General features: G+C 65.9%; 14 protein-coding genes, 1 tRNA gene and 1 pseudogene. 6 read left to right on the top strand and 10 right to left on the bottom strand.

Annotated features, from left to right (window positions below; genetic code table 11):
* The 5 genes from BRAS3809_RS18425 to BRAS3809_RS18405 form a co-directional block, all read right to left on the bottom strand.
* Window positions 1–357 (bottom strand): branched-chain amino acid ABC transporter permease (locus tag BRAS3809_RS18425; protein ID WP_035656749.1); only part of this gene is annotated, 357 nt, incomplete at its 3' end.
* Between the two features lie 75 nt (window positions 358–432).
* The gene (locus BRAS3809_RS18420; RefSeq protein WP_035656747.1) at window positions 433–1,656 is read right to left on the bottom strand and encodes an ABC transporter substrate-binding protein; all 1,224 of its coding nucleotides are present in this window, start codon (window positions 1,654–1,656) and stop codon (window positions 433–435) included.
* A 54-nt stretch (window positions 1,657–1,710) separates the two neighbouring features.
* On the bottom strand, window positions 1,711–2,457 hold the full coding sequence (locus BRAS3809_RS18415) for an ABC transporter ATP-binding protein (RefSeq protein ID WP_008963591.1): 747 nt from the start codon (window positions 2,455–2,457) through the stop codon (window positions 1,711–1,713).
* Window positions 2,450–3,205 carry an ABC transporter ATP-binding protein gene (locus tag BRAS3809_RS18410; protein ID WP_035656743.1) on the bottom strand — a complete coding sequence of 252 codons (756 nt, stop codon included), beginning with the start codon at window positions 3,203–3,205 and terminating at the stop codon, window positions 2,450–2,452. Before BRAS3809_RS18410 ends, BRAS3809_RS18415 begins: the two co-directional genes overlap by 8 nt.
* A 318-nt stretch (window positions 3,206–3,523) precedes the next feature.
* Complete coding sequence (locus tag BRAS3809_RS18405; RefSeq protein ID WP_008963589.1) at window positions 3,524–3,877, bottom strand: ArsC family reductase; 354 nt, start codon at window positions 3,875–3,877, stop codon at window positions 3,524–3,526.
* 218 nt (window positions 3,878–4,095) lie between these two features.
* On the opposite strand from BRAS3809_RS18405, the gene BRAS3809_RS18400 reads away from it, so the two are divergent.
* On the top strand, window positions 4,096–4,296 hold the full coding sequence (locus BRAS3809_RS18400) for a thioredoxin domain-containing protein (protein ID WP_008963588.1): 201 nt from the start codon (window positions 4,096–4,098) through the stop codon (window positions 4,294–4,296).
* A 105-nt stretch (window positions 4,297–4,401) separates the two neighbouring features.
* Here the strand turns inward: BRAS3809_RS18400 and BRAS3809_RS18395 are convergent, their stop codons facing one another.
* On the bottom strand, window positions 4,402–4,992 hold the full coding sequence (locus tag BRAS3809_RS18395; RefSeq protein WP_008963587.1) for a hypothetical protein: 591 nt from the start codon (window positions 4,990–4,992) through the stop codon (window positions 4,402–4,404).
* A gap of 111 nt (window positions 4,993–5,103) precedes the next feature.
* On the opposite strand from BRAS3809_RS18395, the gene BRAS3809_RS18390 reads away from it, so the two are divergent.
* Entirely contained in the window at window positions 5,104–6,732 is a 1,629-nt protein-coding gene (locus BRAS3809_RS18390) for a tyrosinase family protein (RefSeq protein WP_008963586.1), read from the top strand.
* Between the two features lie 32 nt (window positions 6,733–6,764).
* A complete protein-coding gene (locus BRAS3809_RS18385) occupies window positions 6,765–7,133 on the top strand; it encodes a hypothetical protein (RefSeq protein WP_240535706.1) in 369 nt (122 codons plus the stop codon).
* A 28-nt stretch (window positions 7,134–7,161) separates the two neighbouring features.
* Here the strand turns inward: BRAS3809_RS18385 and BRAS3809_RS18380 are convergent, their stop codons facing one another.
* The 4 genes from BRAS3809_RS18380 to BRAS3809_RS18365 form a co-directional block, all read right to left on the bottom strand.
* Window positions 7,162–8,142, bottom strand: coding sequence for an oxygenase MpaB family protein (locus tag BRAS3809_RS18380; protein WP_008963584.1), 981 nt, complete (start codon window positions 8,140–8,142; stop codon window positions 7,162–7,164).
* Window positions 8,139–8,843: a glutathione S-transferase family protein gene (locus tag BRAS3809_RS18375; protein WP_035656740.1), complete on the bottom strand. Its 705-nt coding sequence runs from the start codon at window positions 8,841–8,843 to the stop codon at window positions 8,139–8,141. The genes BRAS3809_RS18380 and BRAS3809_RS18375 overlap by 4 nt, the downstream gene beginning before the upstream one ends.
* Before the next feature lie 160 nt (window positions 8,844–9,003).
* The gene (locus BRAS3809_RS18370) at window positions 9,004–9,231 is read right to left on the bottom strand and encodes a hypothetical protein (protein WP_008963582.1); all 228 of its coding nucleotides are present in this window, start codon (window positions 9,229–9,231) and stop codon (window positions 9,004–9,006) included.
* 79 nt (window positions 9,232–9,310) lie between these two features.
* The gene (locus BRAS3809_RS18365; RefSeq protein ID WP_008963581.1) at window positions 9,311–10,393 is read right to left on the bottom strand and encodes an Acg family FMN-binding oxidoreductase; all 1,083 of its coding nucleotides are present in this window, start codon (window positions 10,391–10,393) and stop codon (window positions 9,311–9,313) included.
* Between the two features lie 1,134 nt (window positions 10,394–11,527).
* Between BRAS3809_RS18365 and BRAS3809_RS18360 the strand changes: the two genes are divergently transcribed.
* The 3 genes and pseudogenes from BRAS3809_RS18360 to BRAS3809_RS18350 form a co-directional block, all read left to right on the top strand.
* Window positions 11,528–11,602, top strand: a tRNA-OTHER gene (locus tag BRAS3809_RS18360).
* Between the two features lie 174 nt (window positions 11,603–11,776).
* The gene (locus BRAS3809_RS18355; protein WP_008963580.1) at window positions 11,777–13,117 is read left to right on the top strand and encodes a TROVE domain-containing protein; all 1,341 of its coding nucleotides are present in this window, start codon (window positions 11,777–11,779) and stop codon (window positions 13,115–13,117) included.
* 290 nt (window positions 13,118–13,407) lie between these two features.
* Window positions 13,408–13,687 (top strand): annotated as a pseudogene (locus BRAS3809_RS18350) (3' terminal RNA ribose 2'-O-methyltransferase Hen1); the annotation flags it as partial.

Genomic DNA, 13,687 nt, shown 5'->3' with positions numbered 1-13,687 from the left:
CAGGCCCGAGGAGCCGAAATAGTTCTGGAAGATGCCTTGCACGATCAGCGCGATGCCGAAGGTGAGCAAGAGGCCGTAGAGATGGTCGAGCCCGGTCAGCCACTGCAGCAGCGTCCGCTCCAGGATCATGCCGAAGGCGCCGACGATGATCGGCGCCAGCAGCAGCGCCCACCAGTAATTGATGCCGCCGAGGTTCAGCAGGAAATAGGCGCAGAACGCGCCCATCATATAGAGCGCGCCATGCGCGAAATTGATGATGTTGAGCATGCCGAAGATGACGGCAAGCCCGAGACTGAGCAGCGCGTAGAACGAGCCGTTGATCAGTCCGACCAGGAGCTGTGCGTAGAGGGCCTGCATCGTCTTGTTCTGTTTCTCTCGGCGTTTCCCAAAGATAACGATGTCCCCGGCGGCGGACCGCCGGGACGCAGCGGCTTATTTCTTCAACAAAGCGCACGCGCTCTTGTCGAGCGGCGTGAAGGCCTGGTCGCCCGGCACCGAGCCGACCAGCTTGTAGAGATCCCACGGGCCCTTCGATTCCGAGGGCTTCTTGACCTCGAACAGATAGGCGGTGTGGATGGTGCGGCCGTTGGGCTGGATCTCGCCCTTGCCGAACAGCGCATCCTCGGTCGGGATCGACTTCATCTTGTCGACCACCTTGACGCCGTCATGCGGGTTCTCGCCGAGCGCCTCCAGCGCCTTGAAGTAATGCAGAAGGCCTGCATAGACGCCGGCCTGCACCATGGTCGGCGGCGCGCCGTTCTTCATGCGCTTGGCGAAGCGGTCGGAGAAGGCGCGGGTCTGGTCGTTCATGTCCCAGTAGAAGGTCTCGGTGAAGTTGAGGCCCTGCGCGATGTCGAGCCCGATCGACTTGACGTCGGTGAGGAACAGCAGCAGCGCGGCGAGCTTCTGACCGCCCTTGGTGATGCCGAACTCGGCGGCCTGCTTGATCGAGTTGGTGGTATCGCCGCCGGCATTGGCGAGGCCGATGACCTTGGCGTTCGACGACTGCGCCTGCAGCAGGAAGGACGAGAAGTCGGACGTGTTGAGCGGATGCTTGACGCCGCCGACCACCTTGCCGCCATTGGCGGTGACCACCGCCGTGGTGTCGCGCTCCAGCGCGGCGCCGAAGGCGTAGTCGGCGGTGAGGAAGAACCAGGTCGACCCGCCCGCCTTGACCAGCGCCTGGCCGGTGGTGTGCGCGAGCATGTAGGTGTCGTAGGTCCAGTGCACCGTGTTCGGCGAGCACTGCGCATTGGTGAGGTCGGAGGTCGCCGCGCCCGAATTGATGTAGACGCCGTTCTTCTCCTTGACGACGTTGTTGACCGCGAGCGCGACGCCCGAGTTCGGCACGTCGACGATGACATCGACCTTGTCGACGTCGAACCACTGCCGCGCGATCGAGGTGCCGATGTCGGGCTTGTTCTGGTGATCGCCGGAGACCACGTCGATCTTCCAGCCCTTCGCGGTGAGGCCGGAATCCTCGATCGCCATCTGCGTCGCCAAGGTCGAGCCGGGACCGCCGAGATCGGAATAGAGACCCGACTGGTCCGACAGCGCGCCGATCTTGACGATCTTGTCCCCGGCCGACGCGATACCGCCGGCGGCCACGGTGAGCGCCGTTCCCAGCAGCAATGACGCGATGAACCTGCTTTTCATTTCCAACTTTCCAGAACTTTCCAAGTCAACGTCGAAGTCAATATGCCCGGCGCGTCAGACGCCGAGATAAGTATGCAGCTTGTCCATGTTGGCGGACAGATCGGCATTGGCGAAGCCGTCGATGACCTTGCCGTGCTCGACGACGTAATAGCGATCGGCGACCGTCGAGGCGAACCGGAAGTTCTGCTCGACCAGGAGGATCGTGAACCCCTCCTTCTTCAGCCGCGCGATGGTGTGGCCGATCTGCTGGATGATGACGGGCGCGAGGCCCTCGGTCGGCTCGTCCAGCATCAGGAAGCTCGCGCCGGTGCGCAGGATGCGCGCGATCGCCAGCATCTGCTGCTCGCCGCCCGAGAGCTTGGTGCCCTGGCTCTTCAGCCGCTCCTTGAGGTTCGGAAACAGCTCGAAGATCTGGTCGAGCGTGAGCCCGCCCGGCCGCACCACCGGCGGCAGCAGCAGGTTCTCGCGGACGTCGAGGCTGGCGAAGATGCCACGCTCCTCCGGACACAGCGCGATGCCGAGCCGCGCGATCCGGTCCGAGGTCATGCGGATCAGCTGCTGGCCGTTGAAGGTGACCGAGCCGGTGCGCTTGCCGATGATCCCCATGATCGACTTCAGGGTCGTCGTCTTGCCGGCGCCGTTGCGCCCGAGCAGGGTGACGACCTCGCCGGCATTCACCGTGAAATTCATGCCGTGGAGAATGTGGGATTCGCCGTACCAGCTCTCGAGGTTCTTGACGTCGAGAATGGTGCTGGTCGCCGTCGCCGCGCCTGGCTTCGAAGCCGTCATCACCTCAGGCATGTCCGGCTCCCAGATAGGCTTCCTTGACGCGCTCATCCTTGGAGAGCTCGGAATACGGTCCCTCGGTCAGCACCTGGCCGCGCGTCAGCACGGTGATGGTGTCCGAGAGGTTGGCGACGACGCTCAGATTATGCTCGACCATCAGGATCGTGTACTTGGCCGAGATGCGCTTGATCAGGGCCGCGATCTTGTCGATGTCCTCGTGGCCCATGCCGGCCATCGGCTCGTCCAGCAGCATCATCTCCGGATCGAGCGCCAGCGTCGTCGCGATCTCCAGCGCGCGCTTGCGGCCGTAGGGCATTTCGACCGCCGGAATATTGGCGAACTCACTCAAGCCGACGTCGTTGAGCAGTTCCAGTGCCTTGGCGTTGAAGCGGTTCAGCACGCTCTTCGAGCGCCAGAAGTCGAACGAGGAGCCATGCTGCCGCTGCAGCGCGACGCGGACGTTCTCCAGCGCGGTCAGATGCGGGAACACCGCCGAGATCTGGAACGAGCGGACCAGCCCAAGCCGCGCGACATCGGCCGGCGCGGTCGCCGTAATGTCCTGGCCCTTATAGAGAATCTTTCCCGCCGAGGGTCGCAGGAACTTGGTCAAGAGATTGAAGCACGTCGTCTTGCCGGCCCCGTTCGGGCCGATCAGCGCGTGGATGGTCCCCCGGCGGATCTTGAGCGAAACATCGCGTACGGCAAAGAACCCCGCGAATTCCTTCGTCAATCCGTGGGTCTCGAGAATGAACTCGTTGGCCAAACAGAATCCCCCCGAGCCGGCGCCAGCGGCGCCCGGCCCTCGCTTCTTCTTCCTGTGCGGCGGCTCTACCGGGGGGCTTGCACGATTCCGCGCCGCCCCCCGCGACCGCTTCGGGCCGGAATATGCCGTCAATCGAGGGAGTTAAGCAAGGCGGAAAGCTGGGCAAAGCGAGCGCAGGGGCGCGCGTTGAACCTCGCGTTGATTCTGCTGTGACCTTCCCGCGGACATAGAATACCCGACCACCGCCGATTCGTGCGCCGGCCCACGAATTGGTGATCGCGCTCGTGACGGCGCCCCGTCGCGTTTCCTCCTTGCTCCCTACTTGGCCTTGACCTCCTTCGCATAGAGGTCCGGCTTGAAGCCGACGACGCGCTTGGCGCCGAGATCGAGCACCGGCCGCTTGATCATCGACGGCTGCGCGAGCATCAGCGCGATCGCCTTGCTCTTATTCAGTCCGTCCTTGTCCGCATCGGGAAGTTTCTTGAACGTCGTCCCGGCACGGTTGAGCAAGACCTCCCAGCCCACCTCGTCACTCCACGCTTCGAGCCTCGCCTTGTCGATGCCGGCGGTCTTGTAGTCGTGGAAACCGTAAGTCACGCCGTGCTCGTCGAGCCAGGCACGCGCCTTCTTCATCGTGTCGCAGTTCTTGATTCCGTAGATTGTGATGCTCATGCCGGATGTCCTCAACCCTTCGTGTGCAACTGCAGCGAATGTCTCATGTTGCGACAATCGGCCCCGCATTTTGCAGTGCGATTCACCTGCTTTTGATGCGCAAGCGCGGTTCGTTCCGCAGTCGGAATTCACACGGACCTTTGCCATGAAAGTGTCGGCTGAGCATTACATTTTCTTCGCATCCCCGGCGTATCTGGCGCGCGAACAGGAGACCGCGAATGGGCATGATCATGGTACGTTGTCCGCAGACCGGCCGCAGCATCGAGACGGGAATGGAAATGGAGGCGGAGCGCTTTCAGCGTATGCCCGTGTTCTTCTCGCGCACCTACTGCCCGCACTGCCGCACGTATCACGAATGGTTCGCCGCCCATGCCTGGGTCGAGGAGACGCGCGACCGCGCGCGAGTTGCGCTGGCCTGACGGAGTCCACGGTCCGAACCGTCACCATGAGGCATCTGCCGCGCGCCACCTGATCGTGACCAGATGAACTTGACCAGATGAACTTGACCCGAGGTCCGGTCGACATCACTCGTCGCTCGGATCGCTCTTCAGAGGCTTGTTGGAATCGCCCGGCATCAGGCAGGGATAGAGCTCGGCGAACTCGAAGTCGGTGGCACCTGCGGCGCGATCGAAGCGCAGCACGACATCGAAGCGTTTGCCTGACCAATGAGTCGGCAACTGCCCGGCGTTGCTGACCGGCAGCCGCGGCAGGATGTCTGAAATGATCGCCTTGTGCTCCCAGGCCACCAGCACGGTACCGGACAGTCGCAACAGCGCATCAACCAGCGGCGCCTCCTGCCCCTTCGCGAACGACGTGTCCGGCCTGGAAAGCCCGATGCGCGCGGCGAGTTCCAGCACCGTCTCGTAAGGCCGGCGGCTGGGATCGGAGCCGTCCTTGGTGCTGTCGGGGTCGGCGGCATAGACCGCCTGCGGCGTCGGATAGTCGCTCCCACCCATCCCGCTGCCGAACAGGGCCGTCCAAGCCCCTGCCCGCTCCCAGCCGGAGATCACCAGCGATTTCGAATCCGTCTTGCCCTTGTGGGTGAGGCCCGGACCGGTGGCATCGCCGTCGGGCTTCTCGGCGTGGCGGATGATCAGCAGCGTCAGCGCGGTCATGGTCGGCCCCTCGTCGGCCAGACGATCATACAGCCATCACACGCAATTGCTACTTGAGATTGTATCGTGTCGAACAGATGATGCGGACTTTCAGACCGGGGGATTTTTCAGATGAGCATCGCATTGCGACAGACACGCCGGACGTTCATGACATCAGCAGCGCTGGCCGCGGCCGGGACCATGCTCCCGTCCGGGCCAAGCCGCGCCGCCGCGAAGTATCGGCGCTACAACGTCACCAGCGCGGAAGGCCAGAAGATGCTGGCGAGCTACGCCAAGGGCGTCGCCGCCATGCTGCAGCTGCCCGCCAGCCATCCGCAGAACTGGTTTCGCAACGCGTTCATCCATCTGATGGATTGCCCGCATGGCAATTGGTGGTTCTACGTCTGGCACCGCGGCTATCTCGGCTATTTCGAGCAGTCGATCCGCGCGCTGAGCGGCGACGACAATTTCGCCTTGCCGTACTGGGACTGGACCGAGCTGCCGGAGATTCCGGCCGGCATGTTCGACGGCGTGCTGACGCCGGCTGACAAGGCCTATCAGCCGTTCACCGCGAACCTCGCGGTCTTCACGTCGTTCATCAAGCCCGCGCTGACGGATTACTGGAACGGCTTGTCCAAGGACCAGCGCGGCCAGCTTGCGATCCGCGGCTACAAGTCGATCGACGATCTCTGGAACGACGTCACCGGCTTCTCGCCGTCGGCGAAGGCCGGCATCTCCGGCAACGAGGCGTTCGCGACCACCTGCGCCTCACGCTATTTGTCGCGCGATAACCCCAAGCTCGATGCCAAGACCGCCTATGACGTCTCGGCCTTCGTGATCATGGCGGGCCTGCTGCCGACCGATTTCTACAACTCCGATAATTATCTGAGCTTCACCAGTTCGAGAACTGCCTCGCACAACGACCAGCCGAACGGCACCACCAAGTTCTCGACATTGGAGGGCCTGCCGCACAACAAGGTCCACAACTATATCGGCGGCGTCGGGCCGCTCGATCCCGGCCCTTACGGCAACATGACCAACTTCCTGTCGCCGGTCGATCCGATCTTCTTCCTGCATCATTCGAACATGGACCGGCTCTGGGATGTCTGGACGCGCAAGCAGCAGCGGCTCAAGCTGCCCTATCTGCCGGAGGGCGCCGACCTGAAGACGTTCTCCGACGAGCCGTTCCTGTTCTATGCCGACGGCAAGGGCGGCTATGTCGGTCCCAGCAAGGCTGGCGACTACATCTCGACCGACCGCTTCGACTACGACTATGCGCCGGGTTTCGGCGAGAACATCGTCGGTCCACCCGCGGTCGCCGCGGCGCCGCGGGCCAAGCCGCAGCAAGGCTCGGTCAAGGCCAATACGGGCACGGTGAAAATCCCCGGCGAGGCGCTCGAAGCCCATCTGGCGGCAGCGGGGCCGCAGCCGCTGATGGCGCAGATCACGCTGCCCCGCCCGACCGGCTATTCGACCGTGCGCGAGTTCGACATCCTGGTCAACGCGCCGCCCGGCGTCACCCAGGTCGCGGCCGACAGCCCGTATTACGCCGGCACGATCGCCTTCTTCGGCTCGATGATGCCGGGGATGGTCATGAGCGCGGATGCGACCTTCGCGGTGCCTTTGCCGAAGAAGCAGGAGGCGTTCGCCGCTTTGCGCGCCGCGCCCAACCAGCCGCTGAGCATCCGTGTCGTACCCTCTGGCGGCATCGGCGCCGCGCCGACGCTGAAGGCGCTCTCGGTCGGACCGCTACGCCAGTGAGCGCGAGGCGCGCCGCGCTGAAGGCCGCCGCCATGCTGCTGCTCGCGGCCGTGTGGCCGGCCGGGTGCTTCGCTGCGGAAGCGTCCAAGGATGTCGAACTGTCGCTGCCCCGGCCGCTGGGCCCTGGCGACACCGCGATCGTCGAGATCACCCTGGGCGCGCTGGGGCGCGGCCAGGAGGTCTCGGTGACGACGGCGTCCGGGATGCCTCTCGGGACGATCTCCCCCTTCGGCCTTCGCGCCGGCGCGGACGCCGGCACCTACGCGCTTCCGGTCCCGAAGGAGACGATCAAGGACGGACGATTGTCGGTGCATCTGTCGATCAGCCAACCCGGCGGCAGCCGCACGCCGACAGCGCTGGAGGTTCGCGGCATCGCGCTCAAGCTCGCGCCACAGCGGTGATCCGCCGTCGTCGCAGCGCGCGCCGGCCTCAGACCGCCCTGCTCCGCGCATGGTCTGCTCGTTGCCCCAAAGCGCCGGGCATGCTCGGCTGCCCGATCCAGGCCCGGTTGAGCAGTCGCGTGAACGGCGGACATGGCTGGCCGCGGATGCGCGCCATCGCTTCCTGATAGGGGCCGACGGTGCGCAATCTCTCGGGCAACGCCGCATAGGCCCGTGGCAGCCAGGCGCGGGCGCGGGCGGCACTGCGGCGCTCGCGCTCGCCATACGGCAGATTGAACGCCAGCCGCAGCCTCTCCGGCAGCATCTCGGCGGTCAGCGCAGTGAACCAGCGCGGCGGTCCGATCCAGGTCGCCTCACCCGAGAAGATCCGCTGAGCGATGTCGCGCGCGGCGGCGCTGACCGTCAGCGTGTCCGACGCCATCATGTCCGACGTATAGGCCTTGAAGGACGCCCAGTCCGGCGGCAGCGCGGCGAAGGGAATGCCGAACAGGCCCGCGAAGCGCATCGCCTCGCGCCAATATTGCTCGCGCTCGGCATCGCCGAGCGGTGGACACAGCAGGCCGTAGGACATCATCGCGGTCTCGACCAGCGTCGCATGGACCCAGCGCAGCGCATCGACGTCATTGGCCTGGTAGCGCGAGCCGGCCGCGAACGGTCCGGCCGTCTCGGTCATGAGGCCGTCGACCGCGGCGTGCCGCCGATACAATCGCTGCGCCACGGCGGCGGCCTGGTCGCGCGTGCCGAACACCATCGTGTAGACGATGCTGAAGGTGCGGTGGAAACGGCCGAGCGGATCGGCGAACACCTTCGACTGCGCGGCAATGCCGGCCGACACCCAGGGATGCGCGAGCTGCAGCAGCAGCGCGCGGCCGGCGCCGAGAAACAGCGCGGCCTCGCGATGCACCCGCCACATCACGCTGTCGGGGCCGAGCACGCCGTCGCCCGCTGCCGCAGGCGCCGACAGCACCTCGTCGAGACAACGCTGGAAATCAGCCTCGCTGACGATCACGGCCGCTTGGGGATCTCCAGCCCGCGCTGCACCGCCGGCCGGGCCAGGCCACGCTCCAGCCACGCCGGCACGTGCTTCAGCTCGTCGAAGGCCACGAGCTCGCGCGCGCCGTAGAAGCCGATCAGGTTGCGCACCCAGCCGAGGCTGGCGATGTCGGCGATGGTGTAGTCGCCATCCATGATCCACTGCCGGCCGTCGAGCCGCGCGTCGAGCACGCCGAGCAGCCGCCTGCTCTCGGCGACGTAGCGCTGCAGCGGCCGCTTGTCCTCGTATTCGCGGCCGGCGAATTTGTGGAAGAAGCCGAGCTGGCCGAACATCGGTCCGATGCCGCCCATCTGGAAGTGCACCCATTGAAGGGTCTGCCAGCGCCGCGCCGGATCGCCCGGCAGGAATTTGCCGGTCTTCTCGGCGAGGTATTGCAGGATCGCGCCGGACTCGAACAGGCCGAGCGGCCGGCCGCCGGGACCGTCGGGATCGATGATCGCCGGGATCTTGCCGTTTGGATTGAGCGACAGGAACTCCGGCGTCTTCTGATCGTCCTTGCCGAAATCGATCGTGTGCGGCTCGTAAGGCAGCCCGGTCTCCTCCAGCATGATCGAGACCTTGACGCCGTTCGGCGTCGGCAGCGAATAGAGCTGGATGCGGTCGGGATGCTGCGCCGGCCAGCGCCTGGTGATCGGGAAGCTCGAAAGATCGGACATGAGGGATGTTGCTCGCGCGTTGCGTTGAGGCCTCAATCTAAGCCCGCGCGCCAGCGCCGCAAGTCGCGCGCAGGAGCCGGCCCCATGGGGATCGCGTGCAGCAAATATGCAGAAATCCGGCAGGATGCACCGGGGCATTGCGCAAGCCGAGGCGCTGAGCCTATTGCGGCTCGCGCAGGCGGACGCGCAGCAGCGCCGGCAGCTTCGAGGTCGCCTCATGCTGCGCGAGCTTGGCGGCGACGCGGCGCATCAGCGAGGATGCGCCCTGCTTCGCCAGCAGCTTCATGCCGCGCGCGCTGAAGTCGACCACCACCTCGTGATGGCGCATGCCCTTGCCGCCCTTGACCAGGCCAAGGTCGCGCACCAGGCAATAATGCCCGTCGCTCATGCGTGCCAATCGGGTGTTCTCGAACATGTCACGAAGCAATGCACCGAGTCGCTGATCCGTCAAGATTGACAGGAACGACTCATGAACTGATCACATCCTCGACCGGCCGACGCGGCGAGAATGGCAGTGAGGGCCCGTAGCCGAAGCGCAGCACGAGATCGGGCCGCCGCGTGGTGCCGATCAGGCGCGCCAATTCCGGGCGCAGCGCGGCCACTTCGACCGGCTGATTGACGAAGGCGAGCTTGAGGCCGAGCCGCGTCGCCTCGAGCGCGAAGCGCTGGCACGCCTGTCCGACCCTGATCCAATGCGCGGGATCGGCCTGCTCGGCGACGAACACGGCAATTCCGGCCGACGATGCGATCTGCCGCGCATACCGCTCGTTCTCCGCGGCCGTATCGAACAGATGATCGAATGCGAAACCGCCGAGCGCCGTCGGCAGCGACGGATTGCCGCTCGCGACGGCCAACAGGCCGTCGCCGCTTTCCATCGCACTGCGGGGATTGAATCGAATCCAGCTCTTCAGCTCGCGCATGAAGGCGGCATCGCGCATCTGCGCGCCATTGCCCGCGATGACAAGGTCGCGGATCGCAGCAATGGCGGCAGGAGCGGTGATGATCGCGAGATCGACGCCGGCCACGACCGACGCAGCCTGCAGCGCTGCGAGATCGCCAGGCGGGACCGGCCGGCCGTCATAATCGGCGCGCGTCGACTGCCTGCGGACGATCGCGGCCAGCAGCGGGTCGTCATCCGCTCGCCGGCCGTTCGTGAACGTATAGCGCGCCGTCGGTCCGTCGATGATCACCTCGCCCGGACGGCCGCTCGCGGCGGCAGCGATCGCCAGGTTGGTCGCCGCACAACCGAGGCTGACGAACAGATGATGATCGTCGGGATCGACCACCGCCGTGCGCCGCGACAGATCTGGCGCGATCGTGATCGCATCGGCCGCCGCGGCAAAACGCCAGGGCTGCGTGTTGTGGCCATTGGCGGCCAGCGTCGCGTAGCGGATCAGGTCGGCGATCTCGCCCGACAGCGGCGCGCGCAGCCGCGCGCTGTAATCGTCATAGGCGGACATCGTGCCGGTGGCGGAGCGCCACGCGCCGGCGCCAACCGCAGCCGCGGCCAGCACGCCACTCGCTCCCAACAGGATCTGCCGCCGGTTCATGACTGCACGCTCGCCGACCTCACGACAGAGGATAAGCGCGCCTCGCGCCGCCGGGTTGCGTCAGATCAACGGCATCACGCGTCGATCAGAAAATCTCGCGAGGCGCCGTTGACAGCAACAACAAACAAGCGTAGGTACCGCGGCCTCGCGAGCAACTACACCCGCGACGAACATGAGCGAAACGATGTCCTTCGATGTCAGACACATGATTAGCACCGCCAACGGCTTCGCGCCGTCGGATGGCGCGCGCCATGCTCGGAGGAGCGGTCTTGCCTGATGCAAGATCCAATGTCCTGTTCACACGGACCCTCCCGAGCCTGCCGCTACGGAGGGTTTTTTGTTGCCCTCACGCCAGCGGCCTGCACGGCGAACTCACGGATGTCCCGGCGAGCAGCCGGAACGGGAGACCCGGATCCCGGGGCTCGCGCTGTCATGCGCGTGCCCAAGAGCGCGGGGCCTGTCGGAGGGAACGAGGCGTCAAGCGCCGGACACCGATGACAGAGCGAGCGTCCCTGGAGCTCGCACCATGCGGCGCCGCCGAGCGCCGCAGATAAGCTATTTGAATGCCCGGCCGTTCGCGGCCGGGTGCTGCTGGTGGTGAAGATCGCGGATCCTTCGCGCCAATGCGGCCACGCGCCGCCTTCGATCGATCGTACCGTGGAATCCGTCAAGCGAGACGGGTGCGTCGCGGGTTGCGGTGAAGCTGATGCCAAGCCAGATGCCAAGCCTGCGTTTCGATCGTCGTATGACCGTGATCGCCCGTTCCCCAGCATGCCATCAACGCCGCTCGGCAACCGCCGGGTGGCCAGGCCGCGGCGAGGACGTCTGTTACTTCGTTGAAACCGAACGCCCGCAGGGGCAGCAATAGCTGCCTCGAGGGCAGCAACAGTATCGCCCGTTCCCCGCCGAAGACAACGCCGGTCTCTGACCCCGCCCCTCATGGTGAGGAGCGCCGCGCCAATTCTGCCAATTGGAGGTGGGGTCGTCCTTCGCGGCGCGTCTCGAACCATGAGGCCCCAGCGAGGCCTCGCCCTTCGAGACGCCCGCCTCTGGCGGGCTCCTCAGGGTGAGGTTCGAAAGCTTGCTCGTCGCGCGGCGAGACGGAGCTCGGTTCATCCACAATCCTGTTCCCACGCGCCGTGGTGAAGAGTGCTGATACTTCGATTGCTAATCGAGAGGTCGTGGGTTCGAGTCCCACCCGGCGTTCCATGCGCCGGTAGCTCAGTGGCAGAGCACTTTCCGCTCCACGCCAGTGGAGCGGGTCTCAGCATTCGCCCGTTCCCGGCGCGTGGGCCTCATCACGCGTGATCTCCCACGAGGTCACGCGCGTCGGCCGTGTTCCGGCCATTCCATCCATCATCAACCCAAACAAAGGAGGCCATCATGGTCAGGCTCAACAAGGTCCTGCGCGCCTTCACCCATGAGGGTGCGCCATCCCGGCAGCTCGCGCCGATCGAGGCGCTGCAGCGCACGCTGATGAGCTGCCTGCTCTGGGAGGACCAGTTCTACGAGGACGGGGTCGCGATCGCCGATCGCATCAAGGCGCTCGTGGCCGAGGTCGAGCCGCGCGAGGCGGCTCGGCTCGCCGTGCGTGCGCGCGAGGAGATGAAGCTGCGGCACGCGCCGTTGCTCGTCGCCCGCGAAATGGCGCGGCTGCCACAGCACCGCGCGCTGGTGGCCGAGACCCTGGCGCGCATCATCCAGCGGCCGGACGAGATGACCGAGCTGCTCGCGATCTACTGGGCGGACGCTCTTGGTCCGCAGCAGCAGCGCAAGCGGCAGCCGGTCTCGGCGCAGGTCAAGAAGGGGCTGGCGAAGGCGTTCGCGAAGTTCGACGCCTATCAGCTCGCGAAGTATGACCGCGAGGGACCGGTGCGGCTCCGCGACGTCCTGTTCCTGGTTCACGCCAGGCCCAAGGACGCCGCCCAGGAGGCGGTGTGGAAGCAGCTCGTCGATGGCGAGCTGCCCTCGCCCGACACCTGGGAGGTCGCGCTGTCGGCGGGTGCGGACAAGCGTGCGAGCTTCGAGCGGCTGCTTTCTGAGAGGCGGCTCGGAGCGCTGGCGCTGCTGCGCAACCTGCGCCTGATGCGACAGTCCGGAGTGCCGCGCGCGGCGATCGCGGAGGCGATCGGAGCGATGCGGACGGACCGGGTCCTGCCGTATCGGTTCATCACGGCGGCGCGGCACGCGCCTGATGTCGAGCCCGAGCTCGAGCAGGCGATGCTGCGGTCGATCAAGGGCCATGCGCGGCTCGAGGGCCGCACGCGGCTGTTGATCGACGTCTCCGGCTCGATGTTCGCGGCGCTGTCCGCAAAGTCGGAGATGACGCGCGCAGATGCGGCGTGCGGGCTGGCGGTGCTGGCCCGCGAGGTCTGCGACGAGGTGGAGATCTTCACGTTCAGCGACGCTGTCGTGAAGGTGCCGTCGCGCCGTGGCTTCGCGCTGCGCGATGCGATCCTCGCCTCGCAGCCGCATTCCGGGACCTATCTCGGCCGGGCGGTCAAGGAGGTCGACCGCCAGGGAGACCGCCTGATCGTCTTCACCGACGAGCAGAGCCACGACGCGGTGCCGGCGCCGAGGGCGCGCGGGACCATGGTGAACGTGGCGTCGTACCAGCACGGGGTCGGATACGGGCCCTGGACGCGGGTCGACGGCTTCTCCGAGTCCGTGATCGCCTGGATCGCGGCCCAGGAGGAGAGCCTGCGCGGCGCCACGCTGCACTGACGACAAATGACCCGGACGCGTCACAGACGCGCCCGGGTCTCATTGCACAAGGACTAAGACTCGCCGGTTCAGCATTCTTGTTCACGAGGAGCTGAGCTGCGTGGTTGCGCCGTCATTCCGGGGCAATCGTCGATGCATCGCCGCGAAGCGGCGATGCATCGACGATTGACCCCGGAATCTCGAGATTGTTGAAAACAGACGCAAGACAATGTCGAGATTCCGGGTTCAAGCCCTTGCGGCCTTGCCCCGGAATGACGGTGGTTGTGACTCCCTGGGATTTCCGTGACGCCATGTTTCTCTCGATCGCCACCACGCATCAGCCCGCCACCGATCTCGGCTTCCTGCTCAACAAGCATCCCGAGCGGCTGCACGAGCTCGAGCTCACCTCGGGCAAGGCGCTGATCTTCTATCCCGAGGCCTGCGCGGCCCGCTGCGAGGCGGCGCTGGTGCTCGACGTCGATCCGATCAGGCTCGTCCGCGGCAAGGGCCAGAGCGACGGGCTGCTCGATCAATATGTCAACGACCGCCCGTACGCGGCGTCGTCGTTCCTGTCGGTCGCGCTCAACAAGG

The organism is Bradyrhizobium sp. STM 3809 (assembly GCF_000239795.1).
In the GTDB taxonomy this organism is placed as follows: Bacteria; Pseudomonadota; Alphaproteobacteria; order Rhizobiales; family Xanthobacteraceae; genus Bradyrhizobium.
Note: the sequence above shows the minus strand (reverse complement) of the source record. Positions and strands in the feature narration are given on the sequence as shown.

Coding starts and splice junctions, on each gene's coding strand:
- BRAS3809_RS18420 (WP_035656747.1), bottom strand. CDS start 1,656: ATGAAAAGCAGGTTCATCGCGTCATTGCTGCTGGGAACGGCGCTCACC.
- BRAS3809_RS18415 (WP_008963591.1), bottom strand. CDS start 2,457: ATGCCTGAGGTGATGACGGCTTCGAAGCCAGGCGCGGCGACGGCGACC.
- BRAS3809_RS18405 (WP_008963589.1), bottom strand. CDS start 3,877: ATGAGCATCACAATCTACGGAATCAAGAACTGCGACACGATGAAGAAG.
- BRAS3809_RS18400 (WP_008963588.1), top strand. CDS start 4,096: ATGGGCATGATCATGGTACGTTGTCCGCAGACCGGCCGCAGCATCGAG.
- BRAS3809_RS18395 (WP_008963587.1), bottom strand. CDS start 4,992: ATGACCGCGCTGACGCTGCTGATCATCCGCCACGCCGAGAAGCCCGAC.
- BRAS3809_RS18390 (WP_008963586.1), top strand. CDS start 5,104: ATGAGCATCGCATTGCGACAGACACGCCGGACGTTCATGACATCAGCA.
- BRAS3809_RS18385 (WP_240535706.1), top strand. CDS start 6,765: ATGCTGCTGCTCGCGGCCGTGTGGCCGGCCGGGTGCTTCGCTGCGGAA.
- BRAS3809_RS18375 (WP_035656740.1), bottom strand. CDS start 8,843: ATGTCCGATCTTTCGAGCTTCCCGATCACCAGGCGCTGGCCGGCGCAG.
- BRAS3809_RS18370 (WP_008963582.1), bottom strand. CDS start 9,231: ATGAGCGACGGGCATTATTGCCTGGTGCGCGACCTTGGCCTGGTCAAG.
- BRAS3809_RS18365 (WP_008963581.1), bottom strand. CDS start 10,393: ATGAACCGGCGGCAGATCCTGTTGGGAGCGAGTGGCGTGCTGGCCGCG.
- BRAS3809_RS18355 (WP_008963580.1), top strand. CDS start 11,777: ATGGTCAGGCTCAACAAGGTCCTGCGCGCCTTCACCCATGAGGGTGCG.